Here is a 21,541-nt window from a genome sequence, read left to right as displayed (position 1 = left end):
CGTGCTTGCTAGCTGTCCAGCTGCCACTCGAAGTGGCTGAGCCGGTCGGCGATGGCGGCGGGGTCCACGCTATAGCGACCCTCCGACAGCGCCTGCTTGATTGCGGCCACGCGCCCATGGTCGACCACCGGAATGCTGGCCAGCGTCTTGTCGAGCTGATGCAGGTTCACGGCGTCACCGGTCAGGCGGACGGTGTCGGCGGCGGCAACCGCCGCTACCGGAGTGGAGGACGACGAGCCGGCCGCAGTCCGCGCGGTCGTCCGGTACAGATCGGCCACGGTGCTGGTGGCGGTGCCGTCGATGCGCTGGCTCATGGCTTGACTCCCATCAGGACCCGGACTGGGCCGTTGAGCCGGCTATCGGCGGCAAAAATCGAAACTTGAGGGCCGGCGACAAAAAAATGTCGCGACGCCGGCAGGCGGGGTGTGCGGATTTTGACGCCGGCGCAGATCAGGGCCGGTTTCGCCTGCGGATGGCAGGTGGTACTCACGGTGCGATCTCCACCCGGCCGCCGCTGCGCGCCAGGCCTTCCACCACCCGCCGGGATTCGCGGTTGCGCACCTTCAGGCGGCTGCCTTCGGCGGCATCGGCCAGTGCCTCGCCGACCGCGCGCACTTCCAGGCCGGCGGCGATGCCGATCAGGGTGACGCTGTCACCCCGACGGATCGCCAGCGGCGCCATCAGCATGTCCTGGCTGAGCAGGCTGCCGGCCGCCAGGGCCCGACGCGCCAGCTGGCCCTGGGCCTGCTCGGGACGACTGAGCAGGCCGCCGGGCAGGCGGGCGAGATCGCGCGGCTCGATGCTCAGCAGTTCAGCGCTCAGCGGCTCGCCACGCGCCAGTGCGCGGCGCAGCACCAGCACTTCGCCCGGGCGCTGCACCGGCAGGCTGAGAAAGCGGGTCCAGCCGGGGCTGGCCTCGCAGCGCAGCCGTAGCTGGGCGCGGCCGTCGCGCAGGGCGCCCGGCGCCTCGGCGCTGACCGTCCCGGCGCAGGCCGGCGGGGCTTCGCTGGGGGCGCCGATCTGGGCGTCCGGCCAGCGTTCGCTGAGCACCGCGCGTGCCGCCGCCAGCGCGTCGGCCGCCCATAGCGGCGGAGCGACAAGCAGGGAGCAGCAGAGGGTGAGCAGCAGACGCATGGCGGTCCGTGGCGGGAGGTCGGCAGGCCCACCGTGCAGTCCGCGTGCCAGCGCCCGGCGCCGGGTTTGCGTCGGTGCCGGCACCGGGGCTGGTCCGGAACTTGGAGCAGGCCGCCTGCCCGGCGCCCCGCGCCCGTTTCGTCCGTTGATAGGAGCCCCGATGAATCCCGCCCTCTGGATCGCCAAGACCGGCCTCGATGCGCAGCAGACGCGCATGGCCGTGGTCTCCAACAATCTGGCCAACGTCAACACCACCGGCTTCAAGAAAGGCCGGGCGGCGTTCGAGGACCTGCTCTACCAGACCCGCACCGCGCCCGGTTCGGCAGTGACGCAGGACAGCGTCGCGCCCACCGGCCTCACCCTCGGCACCGGCGTGCGGGTGGTCGCCACCGAGAAGAACTTCACCCAGGGCAATCTCCAGCAGACCGGCAACAGTCTGGATCTCGCCATCAACGGCCGTGGCTTCTTCCAGATCCAGCAGCCCGACGGCAGCGTCGCCTACACCCGCGACGGCTCGTTCCGGCTCAGCCCCGACGGCGAGCTGGTGACCAGCGGCGGCTACCGCTTGCAGCCGTCGATCACCATCCCGCAGGGCGCGCAGAGCGTCAGCGTCGGCGCCGACGGCACGGTCAGCGCGACGCTCGCCGGCCAGGCCGCGCCGACCCAGGTCGGGCAGATCCAGATCGCCGACTTCCTCAACCCCGCCGGCCTCTTGGCGCGCGGCGAAAACCTCTATGTGGAGACCGCCGCCAGCGGCGCGCCGCAGACCGGCACCGCCGGCAGCAGCGGCTTCGGCGCGCTGAGCCAGGGCTCGCTGGAGGCCAGCAACGTCAATGTGGTGGAGGAGCTGGTGAGCATGATCGAGACCCAGCGCGCCTACGAGATGAATTCCAAGGCGATCTCCACCACCGACCAGATGCTGCAGTTCGTCACCAACCATCTCTAGGTTCGGGTCGGAGCAGGTCATGAACAGTGCGAAATGGTTCCTGGGTATCAATGCCGGTGGCAGCCTGCTGCTGATGCTGGCGCTAGTGCTGCTCGCCGGCTGCGCCGCCGGGCCGATTCCCGAAGGGAAGATGCCACCGCCGCAGATCGTGGTGGCGCCCGCGCCCGCCGTCGCCGGCAGCGAGGGCTCGCTGTACACGCCCAACCGGGGGCTGGCGCTGTTCGAGGACACCAAGGCACGGGCGGTCGGCGATCTGGTCACCGTGCTGCTGGTCGAAAGCACCCAGGCCAGCAAGAGCGCCACCACCTCCACCAGCAAGGCCAGCAGCGTCGAGCTGGGCGACATCCGCGCCTTTGGTCAGCCGCTCAATTTCGACAGCTCGGTGTCGGGCAAGAACAGCTTCGGCGGTGCCGGCGCCAGCGCCCAGAGCAACAAGCTCTCCGGCAGCCTGACAGTCACCGTCGTCGAGCGTCTGCCCAACGGCGTGCTGCGGGTACGCGGCGACAAGCGCCTGCGTCTGAACCAGGGCGAGGAGCTGATGCAGATCGACGGCCTGGTGCGCGGCGCCGACATCACCCCGGCCAACACCGTCACTTCCGACCGCATCGCCGAGGCGCGCATCAGCTACCAGGGCAAGGGCGCGCTCGCCGACGCCAATGCCCAGGGCTGGCTGCAACGCTTCTTCAACTCGCCCTGGATGCCGTTCTAGCTTTTCTCCTTCCTCCGCGAGCGGGGGGAGGTCGGGATGGGGGCGTTGTCAGCGCCACGCGATTGACCGCCCCCACCCTAAGCCTCCCCCACGGGCGGGGGAGGGAGTCGTGATCCGCTTTCAAGGAGAGTCTGTATGGCCGTCATCCCCGAATATCTGCCCCACCGCCGACCGCGCCTGCGCCTGCCGCGTCCGTTGCAGATCGCGCTGCTGGTGCTGGTTCTGATGCTGCTGGGCGTGCAGTCGGCGCGCGCCGAGCGCATCAAGGATCTCGCCAGCGTCGCCGGCGTGCGCGGCAACGCCCTGATCGGCTACGGCCTGGTGGTGGGCCTGGACGGCACCGGCGACCAGACCTCGCAGGCGCCGTTCACCGTACAGAGTCTCAAGGCGCTGCTGCAACAGCTCGGCGTCACCGTGCCACCGGGCGTCAATCCGCAGCTCAAGAACGTCGCGGCGGTGGCGGTGCATGCCGAGCTGCCGGCCTTCGCCAAGCCGGGGCAGAGCATCGACGTCACCGTGTCTTCCATCGCCAATGCCGGTTCGCTGCGTGGCGGCGCGCTGCTGATGACGCCGCTGAAGGGGCCGGACGGCGAGGTCTACGCGCTGGCCCAGGGCAATCTGGTGGTCGGTGGCCTGGGCGTCAACGGCAAGGACGGCTCGCGCATCTCCATCAACATTCCCAGCGCCGGGCGCATCCCCAACGGCGCCAATGTCGAGCGCGCCGCGCCCACCGCCTGGAGCGCGGCGCCGGAGATACGGCTCAATCTGCACGAGGCCGATTTCACCACCGCCACCCGCCTCGCGGCGGCGGTCAACGGCCTGCTCGGCGCCGACAGTGCCCAGGCGCTGGACTCGGTGACGGTGGCGGTGCGTGCGCCGGCCGATCCCGGCCAGCGCACCAGCTTCGTCGCCGCCCTGGAAAATCTCGACGTGCAGCCGGGCATCGCCGCCGCCAAGGTCATCGTCAACTCGCGCACCGGCACGGTGGTGATCGGCTCCGAGGTGCGGGTGATGCCGGCGGCGGTCACCCACGGCTCGCTGTCGGTGACCATCACCGAGCGCACCGCCGTCAGCCAGCCCGGCGCCTTCTCCAACGGCCAGACGGTGGCGGCGCCGCAGTCCAGCATCGACGTCAGCCAGGGCAGCGGCCGTATGTTCAAGTTCGACGCCGGCGTCTCGCTCGACGAGATCGTGCGTGCGGTCAATCAGGTCGGCGCCGCACCGGGCGATCTGGTGGCGATCCTCGAAGCCCTGAAGGAAGCCGGCGCGCTGCGCGCCGAGCTGCTCATCATCTAGCCGCGATGAGCCTGCGCCCGGAAAACACGGTCACCGACTTCGCCGGCCTCAACGCCCTCAAGGCGAAGGCGGCGGGTAATGGCCGCGATCCCGAGACCCTGCGCGCGGTGGCGCGCCAGTTCGAGGCGCTGCTGATGCAGCAGGTGCTGAAATCGGCGCGCGCGGCGGGTCTGGGCGACGATCTCGGCAGCGGGCCGGGCGCCGATACCTACAAAGATTTGTTCGACCAGCAGATGGCGCAGCAGCTCAGCGCCGGCCGTGGTCTCGGCATCGCCGACCAGCTGGTACGGCAACTGAGCGGGCAGCAGGGTAAGGCCGCGTCGCCGCCGCCGAGTTCGGCCCTGCCGGGCATTGCTCCCTCCCCCGCAAGCGGGGGAGGGTCGGGGTGGGGGCGTTCGCTGGCCGCTGCTGACGCCGCCTCCGTCTGCAACGCCAGCGACGCCCCCCGCCCGCGTGGGGAGGAGACGCCAGCCGCCGACCCCGACCAGTTCGTGCGCCAGGTCTGGCCGCAGGCCGAAGCCGCCGCGCGCGAACTCGGCCTGCCCACCGAAGTGGTGGTCGGCCACGCCGCGCTGGAAACCGGCTGGGGCCGGCACCAGCCCGCCGGTGACAGCCATAACCTGTTCGGCATCAAGGCCGACGCCAGTTGGCGCGGCGCCAAGGCCAGCAGCGAGACGCGCGAAGTCCGCGCCGGTGTCGAGCAGACCGAGCGCGCCGATTTCCGCCGCTACGACAGCCCGGCGGACAGCATCGCCGACTACGTGCGCTTCCTGCGCGGCAATCCGCGCTATGCGCAGGCGCTGGCGCACGGCGGCGACGCCGCGCAGTTCGCCCAGGGTCTGCAGAAGGCCGGCTATGCGACCGATCCGCGCTATGCCAGCAAGCTGCTGGGCGTGATCGAGCGCGTGCGCAGCCTGCGCGCCGCCTGATGGCCCGCCCGCGCACCGCTCGCCGGCTTCGCTATGCCATTCATCGGTCCTGTCCCCACCGCCCTCAAGAAACGCCGGTGGCGGGCGCTAAGGGCAGTGAAGCGGTGGAACGGGAAGCCGGCCACCGAAGCCTGAAGCCCTTACACCTCGCAGCAACACCCTCCGGCGCAACCGCTGCCGGCACGATCAACCAGGAGCCGTCCCATGCAAGTTATCAACACCAACGTCGCCTCGCTGAACGCGCAGCGCAACCTCAACGCCTCGCAGTCCAGCCTGAACACCTCCCTGCAGCGCCTGTCTTCCGGCCTGCGTATCAACAGCGCCAAGGACGACGCCGCCGGCCTCGCGATCAGCGAGCGCATGACCTCGCAGATCCGTGGTCTCGACCAGGCCTCGCGCAATGCCAACGACGGCATCTCGCTGGCGCAGACCGCCGAAGGCGCGCTGGTGGAAGTGAGCAACAACCTGCAGCGTATCCGCGAACTGGCGGTGCAGAGCCGCAACGCCACCAACAGCCAGACCGATCGCGACGCGCTGAACACCGAAGCCCAGCAGCTGATGTCGGAAATCAACCGCGTCGCCGGCCAGACCAACTTCAACGGCGTGAAGCTGCTCGATGGCTCCTTCACCAACCAGTCCTTCCAGGTCGGCGCCAACGCTGGCGAGACGGTGGACATCGCCTCCATCGTCAACGCCAACGCCAGCAACCTCGGCACCTACAGCCGCGCCGAAGTGACCGGTGTCGCCGCCACCACCTTCACCGCGATCACCGCCGGCGACCTCACCATCAATGGCACCAGCGTCGGCGCGGTGGCGGCGGCCACTTCCGCCAGCGAGCGCGCCGGCGGTATTCGCGACGCGGTGAACTCGGTGTCCGATACCACCGGCGTCTACGCCATCAACGAGACGGCGACCACGGTCACCCTGGTGTCCGCCAGCGGCAACATCGTCACCGCCTTCGCCGGCGCCACCGCCACCGCAGCCACCACCGGCCTCGCCGCCGGCACCACGACCGCTACCAGCAGCACCGGCTTTGCCTCGCTGGATCTGTCCAGCGTCGCCGGCGCCGATACCGCCATGCAGTCGATGGATGCCGCGCTGTCGGCGGTCAACACCGCCCGCGCCAGCCTCGGTGCCTACCAGAACCGCTTCACCTCGGTGGTGGCCAGCCTGGCGACGCAGAGCGAGAACCTGTCGGCCTCCCGCAGCCGCATCCAGGATGCCGACTTCGCCAAGGAAACCGCCGCCCTGACCCGTGGCCAGATCCTGCAGCAGGCCGGTACCGCGATGCTCTCGCAGGCCAACTCGGCGCCGCAGAGTGTGATGTCCCTGCTGCGCGGTTAAGGCAGGCCGGTGCGGCGCCGGAGTCGAATCCGGCGCCGCACTCCGGACAGGAGGAGGTTCGCCATGTCCAATCCAGCAATTTCCAATTTGAACGCGGTTGCGCCGGGCTTGGTCCCGGCGTCGCCCGTGGTGCGGCTGCCGACGCCGCCAGCGCCAGCCGGCGGAGAGCCCTCGCTGCTGCCGGCGGCACCCGGCGACACGGCGGAAACGGCCGCCACGCCGGTGCCGGCCTCGCAGCTGCAACAGGCGGTCGGCGAGCTGAACCGCTACGTGGCCGGCTCCCGCACCGATCTGCAGTTCCGGGTCGACGAAGAGGTTGGCCGCGTGGTGGTCAGCATCGTCGACTCCGAAAGCGGTCAGGTGCTGCGCCAGATGCCCAGCGAAGACGCCCTGCGTATCGCCCGCTATCTGGAAAGCGGACCGCTGCAGCTGCTCAACAAACAAGCCTAGAGGAACTTCCATGGCCAGCATCACCTCCGCCGGTGTCGGTTCCGGTCTCGATGTCGCCACCCTGGTCAGCCAGCTGGTGGCGGCCGAGCGACAAGCCCCGGCCGCGCGCCTGTCCACTGCGCAGACCAAGGCGCAGACCCAGCTCTCGGCCTTTGGCACTTTTCGTTCGGCCCTGGCGAGCCTGCAGGACGCCGCCAAGGCGCTGCGCGACGGCGGCACCGCGACGCTCAAGGCCAGCACCTCGGAAACCGGCTACGCCAATGTCGTCACCACCACCGGAGCCGCCGCCGGCGACTACCGTCTGGAGGTGGTGCAACTGGCCAAGGCGCACAAGCTGGCCAGCGGCACCTTCGCCAGTTCCAGCACCACGGTCGGCGAGGGCACTTTGACCATTGGTGTGGGCGACAAGAGCTTCGAGGTGCAGATCGACAGCGAGCACTCCACGCTGGCCGGCATCCGCGACGCCATCAATGACGCCAGCGGCAACAAGGGCGTGCGCGCTTCCTTGCTCAATACCGCCGGCGGCGTGCGGCTGACGCTGACCTCCACCACCACCGGTGCCGACGGGGCGCTCACGGTTCAGCACGGCGACGGCGAGACTGCGCTCGACGCCCTGGTCTACGACCCGCTGGGCAGCAGTACCCTGAGCCAGGTCGATCCGGCCCAGGACGCCAAGATCCGCCTCGACGGCTACGACTTCGAGAGCAGCGACAACATCTTCGAGGATGCGGTCGCCGGTCTCACCATCACCGCCACCAAGGCCGAGGAGGGCAAGCAGATCAATGTCTCCATCGGCCGCGACGGCACGGCGGCGAAGGCCGCCATCGACAACTTCGTCAACCGCTACAACGCCCTCAACGCCACGGTGGCGACGCTCGGCCGCTACAACGCCAGCACCCAGGATTCCGGGCCGCTGCTCGGTGACTCGACCTTGCGCAGCCTGTCGCAGCAGCTGCGGGCGGTGCTCAGCAGCGGAGTCGACTCCGGCAGCTACAAGCAGCTTTCGCAGATCGGCATCAGCTTCAGCACCGATGGCTCGCTGAAGACCGACGCCACCAAGCTCAGTGCCGCGCTGGACAGCGATCCCACCGCAGTCAGCAAGCTGCTCGGCAAGGATGGGCTGGGCAGCAAGGTGTTCGACCTGGCGGCGCCGTTCCTGGCAAGCGATGGCCGCATCCAGGCGCGCCAGGACGCCGCCAACGCGCGCCTGAAGGAAATCAGCAAGCAGCAGAGCGCGCTCGATGACCGCATGAGCCGGGTGCAGAGCCGTTACCAGACCCAGTTCGGCGCGCTCGACACCCTGATCGCGCAACTCAAGACCACCAGCAGCTATCTGACCCAGCAGCTGGCCAACCTGCCGAGCAGCAGTAGCTGATTTCCGCCCCGCTTGAAAACAGCCGGCCTGGAGCCGGCTTTTTCTTGCCTCTTGCCGCCTCAAGTTCCGCGCGTGACTGCCGATGCAGGAGGAGACGCGAACGACGGAGTCGAACATGGCCACCTCCTACAACAGCATGCTGCACCAGTACCAGCAGGCCAGCGCCTCGGCGGTGTTCACCGCCAGTCCGCACAAGCTGATCGAGATGTGCCTGGCCGGCGCGCTGGAGCGGATCGCCATCGCCCGTGGCGCCATCGCCCGTGGCGACAGCGCCGAGAAAGCGCGGCGGATCAGCGCCAGCGTCGCCATCGTCGAGCACCTGCGGGTCTCGCTCGACAAGGCGGCCGGCGGCGAGCTGGCGGCCAACCTCGACCGCCTCTACGACTACATCGTCCGCCGCCTGGCCCAGGCCAATGCCGGCAACGACGCGAGCCTGCTTGACGAGGTGGCGGAGCTGCTCGGACAGATCAAGTCCGGCTGGGATTCCCTGGCCAGCCACGAGGTCCGCGCGGTCACCACCCGCGCGCTCGGCGCCGCCGCCTGAGGCCGGGGCGTGGACCGCGGCGACAGCAGTGCCATCGACACCGCACCGGCGGCGGTGCGGCCGCTGCCCCTGCGCTGGGTGGCCGGGCCGTTCGATTTCGATACCCCGGCGCAGGCCGAGGCCCTGCGGGTCCTGGCCACCGTCGCCGTGCTGGAAGAGCACGCCAAGCCGCAGGCCGAGGAGGCCGGTGGCATCGAGGCCGAAGTCGCCCGCCTGCACCAGAAGGTGCAGCTGCTGATGGAGATGGTTGGCAGCCTGGTCCGCGCCCAGCTGGCGCTGCCGGCCGCCGTGCCGGTACGGCTGACCGCCGGCGGTTTGCGCTGGCAGAGCCCGACGCCACCGGCGGTGGGTAGTCAGGGGTTGCTGGAGCTGTGGCTGCATCCCGCCTGCCCGGAGCCGCTGCGGCTGCCGGCGCGGGTGCTGTCGGCGAGTACGGAGACGCCGACGCAGGTCGAGGCGGTCTTCGAGGGCTTGCCGGAGGCGCTGGCCGGGGCGCTGGAAAAGCTGGTGTTCCTGCGCCACCGCCGGGAACTCGCGGAAACCCGGCAGCTGCGGCGCGGCTAGAGGCCGTTCACCGGGACAGCGTCCCGGCCGGCGCCATCAGGTCCGCAGCGCCGGTAGCGGTTCGCCGGCCGGCACGAACAGCAGGGCCTCGCCGTTGTTGCAGTAGCGCAGCCCGGTCGGACGCGGACCGTCCTCGAACACATGCCCCTGATGGCCGCCGCAGCGGGCGCAGTGGTACTCGGTGCGGGGATAGCCGATGTGATGGTCGATCTTGGTTTCCAGCCGGCCCGGCAGCGGCGCGAAGAAGCTCGGCCAGCCGGTGCCGCTGTCGAACTTGCTGTCGGAGACGAACAGCGGCAGGAAGCAGCCGGCGCAGACGAAGCTGCCGGCGCGCTTCTCATGGTTGAACGGATGGGTGCCGCAGACCTCGGTGCCTTCGCCGCGCAGCACCCGGAACTGCGCCGGGGTGAGCAGAGCCTTCCATTCGGCTTCGGTCTTCTTCAGCGGTTCGATCGGCGGGTTGGTCATGGTGGTGATCTTGGCAGCAGGGCAGGGCGCCTATGATGCCGCCGTCCAGGCGGCTCCGGGGCCCCGTGCCGCCCGCGCTTGCGCAGCCGCCAGTGGCGATCCTTAGACTGTCGGGATGCGCCCCCTTCTCCGACTGATACTCGCCGACGAACTCGGCCTGGTGCGTGCCGGCCTGCGCCGGCTGCTGGAAGACATCCACCACCCGCGCGTGGAGGTGCTGGCCGAGACCGGCGACGGCCAGGAGCTGCTGGAACTGGTATCGCGCCTGCGCCCGGATCTGGTGGTTACCGACATCGCGCTGCACCGCATCAGCGGCCTGGAGGCCAACCAGCAGATCCGCCGCCACTACCCGGAGGTGGCGGTGCTGTTTCTTACCGCCCGCAGCGAGCCCAGCCATGTCCGTCAGGCCATGCAGCACGGCGCCGCCGGGTACGTCGTCAAGGACGGCGAGCCGCTGGAACTGACCCTGGCGCTGCGGGCCCTGGCCAAGGGCCAGCACTACCTCAGCCCCAAGGTTTCCGGTGCCGCTTTCGAGCGTCGGCTGCGTGCCGAAGGCCTGGGACAAAGCGAGCTGACCGCCCGCCAGCGGCAGGTGCTGCGGTTGATGGCGCGCGGCAAGTCCACCAAGGAGATTGCGGCGCTGATGGGGGTGTCGGCGAAGACCGTCGAGACCCACCGGGCGCGAATGGCGCAGACCCTGGGGCTGTACGGCGTCAACGCCCTGATGCGCTATGCGATCAAGGACGCCATCGACTCCGGCGAAGTTGGCTGAAGTCAGCTAAGTCACAGAAATAGAAGAACAAACTATCGGTGCCGAGGGCGCCGACGAAAGTTTGACGGCTGTCGGGGATTCCCTGACAGGAGGTCGGGAACGTTCCTATGTCTGGGCGCGGCTGCGGGGCCAATGATGCTTGCACATCAACGGCGCCGCGACGCCGGAAACCCCAGGAGAGTCCCGCATGAAAGCCAAGCTCAAGCTCCACGTCAGCCAGCAGATGAGCCTGTCGCCGCAGCTGGTGCAGTCGATCCGTTTGCTGCAGCTGTCCGCGCAGGAACTGGAGCAGGAAGTGGCGCAGGCGCTGGACGCCAACCCGCTGCTGGAGAACGACCCGGAGCCGGCGCCAGCGGATCTGAGTGCCCAGCTCGACAGCGAGGCGCAACTGGTCGGCGAACACGTCGCCCAGGTGGCGGAAGCGCCGCTGGAAGCGGTGGCTGCGCCGGCGCCGATCAGCGAGGTGGACATTGACGACAGCTTCGCCGTCGCCGAGGCCTGGAGCGCCGCCGGCGGCGATAGCGAGGACGAGGACACTCCGCTGCGCCAGGCGGTCGCCCCCGGCGCCGGCCTGCGCGCCCGCCTGGAAGCCGAGCTGAGCGCGGAACTGGAGGACGCTGAAGAAGCGCGGGCGGTGATCGCCATACTGGAGCGCATCGACGACGCCGGCTACCTGCGCGCCACCGGCGCCGAACTGGTGGCCGCCACCGGTCTGGCGCTGGACCTGCTGCGCCGGGCCCTGGCCCGCATCCGCCGGCTGGCGCCGACCGGCTTTGCCGCCCGCGACCTGCGCGAATGCCTGCTGCTGCAGCTGGCCGAGCTGCGGGTGGGCACGCCCGGCCGCAATCTCGCCGAGCGGCTGGTGATGGACCATCTGACCGAGCTGGCCGGCCGCGATCTGGAGGGCCTGCGCCAGCGCCTGGGGGTCAGCCCCGAGCAGTTCGCCGCCGCCCGCGAGCTGATCCGCCAGCTCGACCCCAAGCCGGGGCTGGACCCGGAGCAGGACGACAACCGTTACCTGACCCCGGATCTGCTGGTCAGCGGCAGCCCCGGCGCCTGGAAGGTGGAGCTGAACCCGGCGACCCTGCCCCGGGTGCGTCTGAACCGGCTCTACGAGCAGGTGCTGGGCAACGGTGGCTCGCGCGGCCTCAAGGACAAGCTCAACGAGGCGCGCTGGCTGGTGCGCGGTCTGGAGATGCGCCACGAAACCCTGCTGAAAACCGCCAAGGTGATCTTCGAGCGGCAGTGCGAGTTCCTGCGTCGCGGCGAGGTGGGCATGAAGCCGCTGACCCTGCGCGAGGTGGCGCAGAGCATCCAGATGCACGAATCCACCGTTTCCCGGGTGACCACCGCCAAGTTCGTGCTGACGCCCTGGGGCCTGTTCGAGCTCAAGCATTTCTTCAGCGTGTCCCTGGCCGGTGGTGAGTCCGAGGCCTCGGGCGTGGCGGTGCGCGCCATGATTCGTCAGTTGGTTGATACCGAAAATCCGGTCAAGCCTTTGTGTGACGGCGCAATCAGCGCAATCTTGGCGCGGCAGGGTGTCCGGGTAGCCCGGCGCACCGTTGCCAAGTACCGGGACGTCATGAAGATCGCCGCGGCACCGGAACGCAAGATCGGCCAGGCCAGTGCCGGACGCAGCGTGAAGGCGCTCTAGCTCTGGGCGTACAAGGGGTCGCTGGATAAATCTGATGCTGGAGGGGTGATGCACCAACTGAAGACGCTGCTGGTGGACGACAACGAGGCCTTTCTGGTGCTCGCCGGCCATCTGTTGCAGGGCAATCCGCGGATCAAGGTGGTCGGCCGTGGCTTCAATGGCTACGACGCGGTGCGGTTGGCCGAGAGCCTGAAGCCGGAACTGATCCTGATGGATCTGTCGATGCCGGGCATGGGTGGCTTGCAGGCGACGCGCCTGATCAAGGCGCAGGACGATCCGCCGCTGATCCTGATCACCTCGCATCACGACGATGCCGAGCACCGCGAGCACTCCGCACGCGCCGGCGCCGACGGTTTCCTTTCCAAGCAGGACTTCGACAAGACCCTCGACGGGGTGCTCGACAGCCTGAGCCAGTTCATCCGGCAGGAGGTCTGAAATGGCCGAATCACGGGTGCTGATCCTGGATGCCAACGAGGAGCGCGCGGAGACCCTGCGCGGCCTCTTGCAGTTCATCGACTACCAGCCGATGCGGATGGAGAGCTGCGGCCAGATCGCCGCCTCCGGCGCCAAGCCGGCCGACTGGCTGGCGGTGATCGTCGGCAAGCTGCTCGACCCGGCGGCGCTGCCGGCCTTCGTCGACTGGCTCAAGCGCGACCATCTGCATCCGCCGCTGCTGCTGCTGCCCGAGCACCACGCCCAGGGTGCGGCGCGCTTCGAGCTGCACGAGTCGGCCTGCCTGCCGATTGATTACCCGGTTAAGTACGCCCAGCTCAACGAGGTGTTGAAGCGTGCCGGCCTCACCCGCATGGAGCGCGAGACCGCCGAGCAGGTCGCCTCGCGCGGCCCCACCGGCAATTCGCCGGCGATCCGCCGGGTGCGGCGGATGATCGAGCAGGTGGCCGGCTTCGACACCACGGTGCTGATCACCGGCGAGTCGGGCACCGGCAAGGAGGTGGTGGCGCGCGCCATCCACTGCCAGTCCGGGCGCAAGGACAAACCCTTCGTCGCGGTCAACTGCGGCGCGATTCCGGCGGAACTGCTGGAAAGCGAGCTGTTCGGCCACGAGAAGGGCGCCTTCACCGGCGCCATCACCGCCCGCAAGGGCCGCTTCGAACTGGCCGATGGCGGCACGCTGTTTCTCGACGAGATCGGCGACATGAGCCTGCCGATGCAGGTGAAGATCCTGCGCGCGCTGCAGGAGCGCAGCTTCGAGCGCGTCGGCGGCACCCGCAGCCAGCGCTGCGACGTGCGGGTGATCGCCGCCACCCACCGCAATCTGGAAGAGGGCATCGTCAAGGGCAGCTTCCGCGAGGATCTCTACTACCGCCTCAACGTGTTTCCGATCGAGACGCCGCCCTTGCGCGAGCGGCTGGAGGATCTGCCGCTGCTGCTGGACGACCTGATCGGTCAGCTGGAGCGTTCCGGGCGCGGCAGCGTGCGGCTGGCGCCGGAGGCCATCAACGTGCTGCGCGGTTATCACTGGCCGGGCAATGTCCGCGAGCTGTCGAACCTGGTCGAGCGGCTGGCGGTGCTGCATCCGGGCGCGGTGGTGCGGCCGCAGGATCTGCCGGCGCGTTACCGGCCGGCACCTCTGGATACGCCGGTGGAGTTGCCGGAGCCGGCCGATGCCGGGCCGGCCGAGTCGTCGGCGACCACGGCGGAAGCAGACGGCGAGACCGGCCTGCTGCGCGACCTGCGCCTGCGCTCGCTGTTGCCGCCCAGCCGCAGCGAGCCGTTGCTGCCGCCGGCCGGGGTCGATCTCAAGGACCACATCGAGCACATCGAGTCGAGCCTGATCAAGCAGGCCCTGGCGCAGTCGGGCGGGGTGGTGGCGCATGCCGCCAAACTGCTCAATACCCGTCGCACCACCCTGGTCGAAAAGCTCCGTAAATACGGCCTGCAACGCGAGGACAGCGAGGTCGGCAGCGCCAGCGAGCTGGGCTAGACGCAGGCCGCAGGCAAAAAAAGGGGAGCGCTCGGCGCTCCCCTTTTTGTTGCCGCGTCGCGCCTCAGTGGCCGAGGTCGCCCATCTGGCCGCTGCCGCCATCCAGCCACTGCTGGTACTCGGGGCTGATGCCGCGCATCTCCGACTGATCCAGCTCCGGCGCCGTCGGCCGGCCGTTATAGCCGGTGCCGCCCAGCGGCAGCCCGGTACCGGAACCGCTGCTGGAACCACTGCCGGAGGAGCCGCTGCCGCTGGTGGAACCGCCACTGCTGGAGCCGCTGCCGGAAGAGCCGCTACCCGAGGAGCTGCCGCCGCTGGAGCCACTGCCCGAAGAACCACTACCAGACGAGCCACTGCCAGAGGAGCTGCCGCCCGAGGAGGAGCTGCCGGAACTGCTGCCCGAGCCACTGCCGGACGAGCCGCTGCCAGAGCCGCCGGTGGTGGCCGGCGGATCGTTCTTGGTGGTTTCCTGGGTGACCAGCACCACGGTCCCGACGCCGACGGCGGCGGCACCGGCGACGGTGAGGATCGTGCCCAGGCTGGCCCCTTCGACCTGCCCCAGGCTCAGCGCCATGCCGCGCAGGTTGCTGCCGTTGAGATAGGTATCGACGCCACCGGAGCCGGCGACGTTGATCCGCAGCAGCGGCGGCAGACCACGGATCTGGGCGCTGTAGGCGTCGTAGTCCAGCCGCAGTCCGTAGTGGAAGCGGTCGCCGCTGCGCGCGCTGTCCTGGGCGCCGAATTTCCAGATCAGATAGCTGCCGAGCTGGGGATCGTTGTCCCGGGCCCCGGCTGGCAGTACCGCAATGCTGCCCAGCAGCAGGCCGCCAGCGACGGCCTTGAGTTGTTGACGCATGTTCTCCTCCACTTTCCAAGATTGAACGGATGCTCTTGCGGCATCCCGAAAAAACCACGGCCGCGTGACGGCGGCCGTGCCATGACTCGTCTTAAGGGATGCTCAGCTCGCGGCCGTAGATGCCGCGACCGTCGCCGTCCTGGCCAAAGCTCTGCCAGGCCACCAGCGCCTTGCCGGCGGCGGACGCTGCCACGGCCGGGAACAAGGCCGGAAAGCCGGGGTTGCTGAAGCGCACCGGGCCGCGCTGGCTGCCGTCGGCACCGATCACCGCCAGACGGGTCTGGTCCAGCGCCTGCGCCACCAGCAGGTAGTCGCCGGTGCTGCTCAGGCTCAGGCCGGCGCGCTCGACCAGACCGGCCGAGGGCGAGGCAACGGTGAGGAGCGGCCCGTCGGTGACCTGTGCCGCCGAGTAGCGCTGCATCTGGATGCCCTGCGGCACATTGCCGTAGGTGAAGGCTTCCCAGGCGATGGCATAGGCGCCGTCCGGGCGTACCGCCAGCGTTGGTTGATCCACCGCGCTGTCGGCGCTGGTCTGATTGACGTTGTAGGGCGCGCTGAGGGCGGTGCCGGCGAGGTCGTAGTGCCGGGCGCGGACCTGGGTGCCGTTGATCCAGACCAGCACGATGCGGCCGCTGGCGTCGAGCCCGACGCGCGGGAAACGCGGGCTGCCATCGTCGGTGGCGTCGGAGGCGGTGATCGGATCGGTGCGTGGACTGCCGTCGGCGGCGTAGATGCGCAGCTGCACGAAGCGGGTTTCCAGATCGTTGCGGCCCAGCGCCGTCGCCACCTGGTTGAGTTCGCGGTTGCTGAAGGCGACCACGAACTCGCCGCTGTCGGCCAGCGCGACCTGCGGCTCCGACTGCGAGTCGAGCTTGGAGTCGCCCGGGCCGATCAGAAACTCGCCGCCGACCCGGCTGCCGTCTGCGGCATAGCGCTGGCCGTAGATGTTGCCGCCGGGGCTGCTTTGCAGGGAGCTGCGCCAGACCACCACGAAATCGCCCTTGGCGTTCATGCTGACGTTGGCGAAGCTCTGCCGGCTGATGGTGTAGCTGTTGACCTGAAACTCGTCGCCGACCGGCTTCCCGTTCTGCAGGCGGCGGGCAAAGATGCCGAGGTGGCTGCCGTCCTGGCCGAAGCTCTCCCAGGCGACCACGCCCTGACCCTGGGCATTGCCGCTGGCCACCGGCCGTTGCTGGTCCTTCTGGGTGTACTGGTTGAGCTGCTGCTCGGCTCCGCCGCTGGCACGCGGGCCGGCGGAGTCGCCCGCGCCGCCGCCGCCGCAGGCGCTGAGCAGCACCGCCAGCAGGGCGGTCGCAGGACGGATGGTGAAAGCGCGGCTCATCGGCTGAACCTCAGGAAGAAGTTCCACATCTCGTCATTGGCGCGGATGTTCTGGGTGGTCAGGCCGGTGCGCGGCACGAAGTCCAGCGAGCCTGGCCAGTTATGGCCGCCCTCGACGATGGTGTAGATCTCGGTGCCGCGTCCGGCCGGGCAGTCGGTGTAGCGGTCCACGTAGACGCTGGTGCCGTCGGCCACCGGGGTGGGCAGATTGCTGCGGGTGGTGGTGCCCGGGCACTGGTTGACCTCGGACCAGTACTTGGCGGCGTCCTGCGCCGGCAGGGCGCCGACACCGGTGAGGTCGCGTTGCAGCGAGATCAAGCCCACCGAATAGGGCACCTGGTCGTCGGCGGTGCCGTTGAAGAACATCATCGGCGTCGGCAGCGAGGGCGCGCAGACGCGCTTCAGCGACTTGCGCATGGTGGCGGCGATGACCGCGCCGGCGGCGATCTTTTCCGGATGCTCGCAGGCGAAGCGCACGGTCATGTTGCCGCCCTGCGAGTAGCCGGTCATGTAGATGCGCTTGGGGTCGATGGGGTAGCGCGCCACCAGATTGTCGATCAGGGCGTTGAGATAGCCGACGTCGTCGGTGGGGTCGGTGTCGTTGGGCGCGTGCGACCAGGTCAGGTCGTGCGCCTCGGGCAGGATCACGAAGGCGCCCTTGTCGCGGGCAAATTCGCCGACCTCGGTAAGGTTGGCCATGGTCGCCGAAGGGCCAAGGTTGTAGTGCAGCACGATCAACGCCGGCGACTTCGGCGCCGGATTGGCCGGCACCAGGAAACCGACCGTGCGGGTGATGCCGCCGAACTCGAAGGCCTCGTAATAGGCGCGCACGTTCTCCCAGGGCAGAAAGGAGACGGCTAGCGCCGGGGCGGTGGACAGAAGGCCGGCAAGCGCCAGCAGCAGGCCCGCCATCCTTCGCGGGCGACCAGCGAACAGCATGGTGTATCTCCTCGGCAAATCCTTGTGCTCGCGAGCCCGGTCAGGGCTGAGCGCCCGCCGGGTTCGTCGCCGCTCCAGACGGAGCGTGACGTCATATTAACCGTCTGCATGCAGCGACGCCGCCCCCTGGTCGTCAGGTTTCTGGTTGTCAGGGGAGGGGGTTTTACGTATCCTTCGCGCCCCTCGTCGGAGTCCCGGCGGGGTTTTCCTTGCCCCACCGCCTTCAATTCGCGGGGGGCAATCCCACAAGGAGCAAGCATGCGTCACTACGAAATCGTGGTCATGGTGCACCCGGATCAGTCCGAGCAGGTGCCCGCGATGACCGAGCGTTACAAGTCGTTCGTTGAAGCCGATGGCGGCAAGGTCCACCGTCTCGAAGATTGGGGCCGCCGTCAGCTGGCCTACCCGATCGCCAAGCTGCACAAGGCCCACTACCTGCTGATGAACCTGGAGTGCTCCGACAAGGCCCTGGCCGAGCTCGAGAACGCCTTCAAGTTCAACGATGCCGTGATCCGCAAGCTGGTCATCCGCAAGGAGACCGCAGTCACCGTGCAGTCGCAGCTGTTTAAGAATCCGGAAGACGACAAGCCGAAGCCGGAATACAAGTCCCGCGAGCGCGCTGCCGAGTCCGCTCCGGCTGACGCCGATGCCGAAGCCGCCACCGAGGAGGCCGTCTAATGTCCCGTTTCGTTCGCACCAAGCGCAAGTCCTGCAAGTTCTCCTCCGACAAAGCGGTCGAGATCGACTACAAGGACCTCAACCTGCTGAAGCAGTACATCAGCGAAAACGGCAAGATCCAGCCCGCGCGCGTGACCGGCACTGTGTCCTTCTACCAGCGCCAGATCACCAACTCCATCAAGCGCGCGCGCTTCCTGGCCCTGCTGCCCTACACCGACAAGCACGAATAAGCCGGAGCCACGCACATGGAATTGATTCTGCTGGAAAAGATCAAGCACCTGGGTGACCTGGGCGATGTCGTCGACGTGAAGCCGGGCTACGGCCGCAACTTCCTGTTGCCGCAGGGTAAGGCCTTGCAGGCCACCGACAGCAACAAAAAGGTGTTCGAAGACCGCAAGGCCGAGCTGGTCAAGAAGGCCGTTGACTCGATCAACGCCGCCAAGACCCGCGCCGCCAAGCTGGAAGGCGCCGTGGTGGTGGTGACCGCGCTGGCTTCGGAAGAAGGCAAGCTGTACGGCTCGGTGGGCCCGGCGGAAATCGCCCGCGCCGCCGAAGGCCAGAAGCTGGATGTCGAGAAGAGCGAGATCAACCTGCTCGCCGGCCCGATCCGCACCACCGGTGAGGTGAAGGTTCTGGCCCGTCTGCACTCCGAAGTGGAAGTGGAGTTCAGCGTCAAGGTCGAGGCCGAACGCGCTTAATCGGCGTTCCGTTGGTCCAGAACGGCCCGCGATTGCGGGCCGTTTTGCTTTGGGTCGGGAGTTATCCACCGGCCATGCACGGCCTTGTGCATACCTCCCGGCAGCCCCCCGCAGTAGAGTGTCTCCATGAGCGAATACGAACCCGATCCCCGCGACTACCGCGGCGACAAGCTGCGTCGCCTCCCGACGGCGGCGCGGCTGCCGCCGCACGCGCTGGAAGCCGAGATGTCGGTGCTCGGCGGCCTGATGCTCGACAACCGCAAGCTCGACGAGATCATGGACCTCCTGCGCGAGGAGGATTTCTACACCGAGCCGCACCGGCTGATTTACCGCGCCATCCGCACCCTGGCGGGTCAGGGCCGGCCGTTCGACTGGGTGACCGTTTCTGAAGCCCTGCGCGACGATGTCGAGGACGACCGCAAGGACAACCCGCAGGGGCTGGACAGCCTGGAACGGGTGGGCGGGCAGGGCGCGGTGGCGCAGCTCACCCTCGACGTGCCGGGGGCATCCAACGTCCGCGCCTACGCCGAGATCGTGCAGGAGCGCAGCATCCAGCGCGAGCTGATCGCTACCGGCCTCGACACCGTCGCGCTCGGCCAGAGCCCGGACGGCCGCAAGGCCGGCGAGCTGATCGACGAGGCCGAGCAGAAGGTGTTCGCGATCCGCAACCGCGCCGCCAAGAGCCGCACCGCCTACCACACGATGGCGCCGCTGATGGAGGCCATCGAGAAGAAGCTGGTCTACGCCCGCGACAACCCCGGTGGTGCCGCCGGCCTGCCGACCGGCTTCACCCGCTTCGACGAGATGACCAACGGCCTGCACAAGGGCGATCTGGTGATCGTTGCCGGCCGTCCCTCGATGGGCAAGACCAGCTTCGCGATGAACATCGCCGAGTACGCGGCGCTGGAGCGCGGCACGCCGGTCGCCGTGTTCAGCATGGAAATGTCGGCCGAGCAGTTGGCGCTGCGCGTGCTGTCCAGCTTCGGCCGCATCGACCAGCAGCACCTGCGCACCGGCGAGATGGACGACATGGAATGGGCCAAGCTCGCCTCTGCCAGCGGCCTGATCCGCGAGGCGCCGCTGTTCATCGACGAGACCGGCGCGCTGTCGCCGCTGGAACTGCGCTCGCGTGCCCGCCGTATCGCTGCCAAGAATGGCCTGGGCCTGATCGTGGTGGACTACATCCAGCTCATGCAGATTCCCGGCTCGGAGAGCCGCACCAACGAGATTTCCGAGATCTCCCGCAGCCTCAAGGCCCTGGCCAAGGAGCTGGAGGTGCCGGTGATCGCGCTCTCGCAGCTCAATCGCGGCGTCGAAAACCGCGACAACAAGCGGCCGCGCATGGCCGACCTGCGCGAGTCCGGCGGTATCGAGCAGGATGCCGACGTCATCGTCTTCATCTACCGCGACGAGGTCTACAACAAGGAGAGCCCGGACAAGGGCCAGGCCGAGATCATCATCGGCAAGCAGCGTAACGGCCCCACCGGCACCTGCAAGACCGCCTTCCTCGGCCAGTTCACCCGCTTCGACAATCTCGAATCGCTGGCGCCGCCCGGCTACGAGGACTACCAGTGAGCACGCGCGGCCGGCCCTGCGTCGATCTTCGGTCATGACCCCGCGCGTCACCGCCACCGTCGATCTGGCGGCGATCCGCCACAACCTGCGGGTGGTGCGCCAGACCGCGCCGCGCTCCAAGGTGATGGCGGCGGTGAAGGCCGACGCCTACGGCCACGGCGCGGTGGCGGTGGCGCGCGCGCTGGAGGCCGAGCAGGTCGATGGCCTGGCCGTGGCCTGCATGGAAGAGGCCTTGAAGCTGCGTGAGGCGCACCTGCTGCACACGCCCATCGCCCTGCTCGAAGGCGTGATCTCCATCGAGGAGGCGGCACTGGCGGTCTACGAGCGCTTGCAGGTGGTGGTGCACGATCACTGGCAGATCGCCCTCCTGGAACAACTGCCGGACTCGGCCGAGGTGCAGGTCTGGTTCAAGCTCGATTCCGGCATGCATCGTCTCGGCTTTCCCTTGTCCGACGTGCCGCGCCTGGTGGCGACCCTGCAACGCCATCCCGGCTGGAAGCTGCAAGGCTGGCTCACCCATCTGTCCTGCGCCGACGAGCTGGACTCGCCGGTCACCGCCCAGCAGATCGCCGTCTACCGGGCCGCCCTGGAGGGCGTGCCCGGTCCGCGCTCCATCGCCAATTCCGCCGGCCTGCTGGCCTGGCCGGACGCGCGGGTGGACTGGGTGAGGCCCGGCCTGATGCTCTACGGCGCCAGTCCCTTGCCCGGCAAGACCGGTCGCGAGCTGGGCCTGGTGCCGGCGCTGACCCTGGAAAGCCGGTTGATCGCGATCCGCGAATTTGCCGCCGGCGAACCCATCGGCTACGGCCAGACCTGGCGCACCCCGGAGCGCATGCCGATCGGCGTGGTGGCGGTGGGCTATGCCGACGGCGTGCACCGCTGCTTGCCTAGTGGCACGCCGCTGATGGTGGGTGGCCGGCGGGTACCGCTGGTGGGACGGGTATCGATGGACATGGTCACCGTCGATCTGCGGCCAGCACCGCAGGCGGCGGTGGGCGATCCGGTGCTGCTCTGGGGGGATGGGCTGCCGGCGGAGGAGGTGGCCAGCTATGCGGGGACGCTGGCGTATGAGTTGTTCTGTGGGCTGACGCAGCGGGTGCGGTTTCGGTATCGGAACGGGTAGCTGCTCTTTGGGTTCTCGCCTGCTGGGTTGTGCTTCGCGCGTTCGCGCTCTTTTGACGGTGTGCTGTTTGCTGTCTTTTTTTCGCCTATTGGCGACTCACTTTTCTTTGCTTGTGCAAAGAAAAGTAAGGCGGATTCTAAGATCAAGTGCAACGCTTCCTGAGACTGGAGGTGAAGCATGGGGAAGGCGTACCAGCACCTG

The 21,541-nt window shown here is 68.7% G+C and carries 25 protein-coding genes; 18 read left to right on the top strand and 7 right to left on the bottom strand.

The genetic code is table 11. The features are described 5' to 3' along the window. Nucleotides 1–8: 8 nt before the first annotated feature. Genes flgM through flgA form a run of 3 tightly spaced genes read right to left on the bottom strand, consistent with a single transcriptional unit; the run spans nucleotide 9 to nucleotide 1,134 of the window. Nucleotides 9–314 carry a flagellar biosynthesis anti-sigma factor FlgM gene (gene flgM / locus ED208_RS13710; RefSeq protein WP_123212491.1) on the bottom strand — a complete coding sequence of 102 codons (306 nt, stop codon included), beginning with the start codon at nucleotides 312–314 and terminating at the stop codon, nucleotides 9–11. Further along, nucleotides 311–490 carry a hypothetical protein gene (locus tag ED208_RS17155; RefSeq protein WP_148044765.1) on the bottom strand — a complete coding sequence of 60 codons (180 nt, stop codon included), beginning with the start codon at nucleotides 488–490 and terminating at the stop codon, nucleotides 311–313. Before ED208_RS17155 ends, flgM begins: the two co-directional genes overlap by 4 nt. Further along, nucleotides 487–1,134 (bottom strand): flagellar basal body P-ring formation chaperone FlgA, encoded by a 648-nt coding sequence (flgA, locus tag ED208_RS13705; RefSeq protein ID WP_158608559.1) that lies wholly within the window; start codon nucleotides 1,132–1,134, stop codon nucleotides 487–489. Before flgA ends, ED208_RS17155 begins: the two co-directional genes overlap by 4 nt. Nucleotides 1,135–1,294: 160 nt before the next feature. Here flgA and flgG point away from each other — a divergent pair, with 160 nt between their 5' ends. From flgG to ED208_RS13660, 9 genes are all read left to right on the top strand, one after another. Then, the gene (gene flgG / locus ED208_RS13700; protein ID WP_123212490.1) at nucleotides 1,295–2,080 is read left to right on the top strand and encodes a flagellar basal-body rod protein FlgG; all 786 of its coding nucleotides are present in this window, start codon (nucleotides 1,295–1,297) and stop codon (nucleotides 2,078–2,080) included. Between the two features lie 19 nt (nucleotides 2,081–2,099). Further along, nucleotides 2,100–2,789, top strand: a complete 690-nt coding sequence (gene flgH / locus ED208_RS13695) for a flagellar basal body L-ring protein FlgH (protein WP_123212489.1) — start codon at nucleotides 2,100–2,102, stop codon at nucleotides 2,787–2,789. Nucleotides 2,790–2,924: 135 nt separating this feature from the next. Next, complete coding sequence (locus tag ED208_RS13690) at nucleotides 2,925–4,085, top strand: flagellar basal body P-ring protein FlgI (protein WP_123212488.1); 1,161 nt, start codon at nucleotides 2,925–2,927, stop codon at nucleotides 4,083–4,085. A 5-nt stretch (nucleotides 4,086–4,090) separates the two neighbouring features. After that, nucleotides 4,091–5,014, top strand: a complete 924-nt coding sequence (gene flgJ, locus ED208_RS13685; protein WP_123212487.1) for a flagellar assembly peptidoglycan hydrolase FlgJ — start codon at nucleotides 4,091–4,093, stop codon at nucleotides 5,012–5,014. Between the two features lie 204 nt (nucleotides 5,015–5,218). Beyond that, nucleotides 5,219–6,358, top strand: a complete 1,140-nt coding sequence (locus ED208_RS13680; protein WP_123212486.1) for a flagellin — start codon at nucleotides 5,219–5,221, stop codon at nucleotides 6,356–6,358. Nucleotides 6,359–6,421: 63 nt separating this feature from the next. Beyond that, complete coding sequence (locus ED208_RS13675) at nucleotides 6,422–6,808, top strand: flagellar protein FlaG (RefSeq protein WP_123212485.1); 387 nt, start codon at nucleotides 6,422–6,424, stop codon at nucleotides 6,806–6,808. A 10-nt stretch (nucleotides 6,809–6,818) separates the two neighbouring features. Then, a complete protein-coding gene (fliD, locus tag ED208_RS13670) occupies nucleotides 6,819–8,183 on the top strand; it encodes a flagellar filament capping protein FliD (RefSeq protein ID WP_123212484.1) in 1,365 nt (454 codons plus the stop codon). 115 nt (nucleotides 8,184–8,298) lie between these two features. Further along, entirely contained in the window at nucleotides 8,299–8,727 is a 429-nt protein-coding gene (fliS, locus tag ED208_RS13665) for a flagellar export chaperone FliS (RefSeq protein ID WP_123212483.1), read from the top strand. 9 nt (nucleotides 8,728–8,736) lie between these two features. Continuing rightward, nucleotides 8,737–9,291, top strand: a complete 555-nt coding sequence (locus ED208_RS13660; RefSeq protein ID WP_123212482.1) for a PilZ domain-containing protein — start codon at nucleotides 8,737–8,739, stop codon at nucleotides 9,289–9,291. Nucleotides 9,292–9,327: 36 nt separating this feature from the next. On the opposite strand, the gene msrB is transcribed toward ED208_RS13660, so the two are convergent. Next, the gene (gene msrB, locus ED208_RS13655; RefSeq protein ID WP_123212481.1) at nucleotides 9,328–9,759 is read right to left on the bottom strand and encodes a peptide-methionine (R)-S-oxide reductase MsrB; all 432 of its coding nucleotides are present in this window, start codon (nucleotides 9,757–9,759) and stop codon (nucleotides 9,328–9,330) included. A 115-nt stretch (nucleotides 9,760–9,874) separates the two neighbouring features. On the opposite strand from msrB, the gene ED208_RS13650 reads away from it, so the two are divergent. The 4 genes from ED208_RS13650 (at nucleotide 9,875) to ED208_RS13635 (ending at nucleotide 14,130) form a co-directional block, all read left to right on the top strand. Further along, nucleotides 9,875–10,531: a response regulator gene (locus ED208_RS13650; RefSeq protein WP_123212480.1), complete on the top strand. Its 657-nt coding sequence runs from the start codon at nucleotides 9,875–9,877 to the stop codon at nucleotides 10,529–10,531. A 187-nt stretch (nucleotides 10,532–10,718) separates the two neighbouring features. Continuing rightward, nucleotides 10,719–12,185 (top strand): RNA polymerase factor sigma-54, encoded by a 1,467-nt coding sequence (gene rpoN, locus ED208_RS13645; RefSeq protein ID WP_123212479.1) that lies wholly within the window; start codon nucleotides 10,719–10,721, stop codon nucleotides 12,183–12,185. A gap of 48 nt (nucleotides 12,186–12,233) precedes the next feature. Then, nucleotides 12,234–12,620, top strand: coding sequence for a response regulator (locus ED208_RS13640; RefSeq protein ID WP_123212478.1), 387 nt, complete (start codon nucleotides 12,234–12,236; stop codon nucleotides 12,618–12,620). Between the two features lies 1 nt (nucleotide 12,621). Next, nucleotides 12,622–14,130, top strand: coding sequence for a sigma-54 interaction domain-containing protein (locus ED208_RS13635; protein ID WP_123212477.1), 1,509 nt, complete (start codon nucleotides 12,622–12,624; stop codon nucleotides 14,128–14,130). A gap of 64 nt (nucleotides 14,131–14,194) precedes the next feature. Here ED208_RS13635 and ED208_RS17480 read toward each other — a convergent pair whose 3' ends face one another. From ED208_RS17480 to ED208_RS13620, 3 genes are all read right to left on the bottom strand, one after another. Beyond that, nucleotides 14,195–14,986 carry a hypothetical protein gene (locus ED208_RS17480; RefSeq protein ID WP_199720623.1) on the bottom strand — a complete coding sequence of 264 codons (792 nt, stop codon included), beginning with the start codon at nucleotides 14,984–14,986 and terminating at the stop codon, nucleotides 14,195–14,197. A 91-nt stretch (nucleotides 14,987–15,077) separates the two neighbouring features. After that, a complete protein-coding gene (locus ED208_RS13625; RefSeq protein ID WP_123212476.1) occupies nucleotides 15,078–16,328 on the bottom strand; it encodes a hypothetical protein in 1,251 nt (416 codons plus the stop codon). Next, nucleotides 16,325–17,266 (bottom strand): CE1 family esterase, encoded by a 942-nt coding sequence (locus tag ED208_RS13620; RefSeq protein ID WP_123212475.1) that lies wholly within the window; start codon nucleotides 17,264–17,266, stop codon nucleotides 16,325–16,327. Before ED208_RS13620 ends, ED208_RS13625 begins: the two co-directional genes overlap by 4 nt. 258 nt (nucleotides 17,267–17,524) lie before the next feature. Here ED208_RS13620 and rpsF point away from each other — a divergent pair, with 258 nt between their 5' ends. From rpsF to alr, 5 genes are all read left to right on the top strand, one after another. Beyond that, on the top strand, nucleotides 17,525–17,944 hold the full coding sequence (gene rpsF / locus ED208_RS13615) for a 30S ribosomal protein S6 (RefSeq protein WP_123212474.1): 420 nt from the start codon (nucleotides 17,525–17,527) through the stop codon (nucleotides 17,942–17,944). After that, a complete protein-coding gene (gene rpsR, locus ED208_RS13610; RefSeq protein ID WP_123212473.1) occupies nucleotides 17,944–18,174 on the top strand; it encodes a 30S ribosomal protein S18 in 231 nt (76 codons plus the stop codon). The genes rpsF and rpsR overlap by 1 nt, the downstream gene beginning before the upstream one ends. 15 nt (nucleotides 18,175–18,189) lie before the next feature. After that, entirely contained in the window at nucleotides 18,190–18,642 is a 453-nt protein-coding gene (gene rplI / locus ED208_RS13605) for a 50S ribosomal protein L9 (protein ID WP_123212472.1), read from the top strand. A gap of 126 nt (nucleotides 18,643–18,768) precedes the next feature. Continuing rightward, entirely contained in the window at nucleotides 18,769–20,217 is a 1,449-nt protein-coding gene (dnaB, locus tag ED208_RS13600; RefSeq protein WP_123212471.1) for a replicative DNA helicase, read from the top strand. 34 nt (nucleotides 20,218–20,251) lie between these two features. Then, complete coding sequence (gene alr / locus ED208_RS13595; RefSeq protein WP_123212470.1) at nucleotides 20,252–21,340, top strand: alanine racemase; 1,089 nt, start codon at nucleotides 20,252–20,254, stop codon at nucleotides 21,338–21,340. Nucleotides 21,341–21,541: the final 201 nt, after the last annotated feature.

Source organism: Stagnimonas aquatica (genome assembly GCF_003730135.1).
Taxonomy (GTDB): Bacteria; Pseudomonadota; Gammaproteobacteria; order Nevskiales; family Nevskiaceae; genus Stagnimonas; species Stagnimonas aquatica.
The sequence above is the reverse complement of the archived record's forward strand: the minus strand, read 5'-3'. Positions and strand labels throughout refer to the sequence as shown.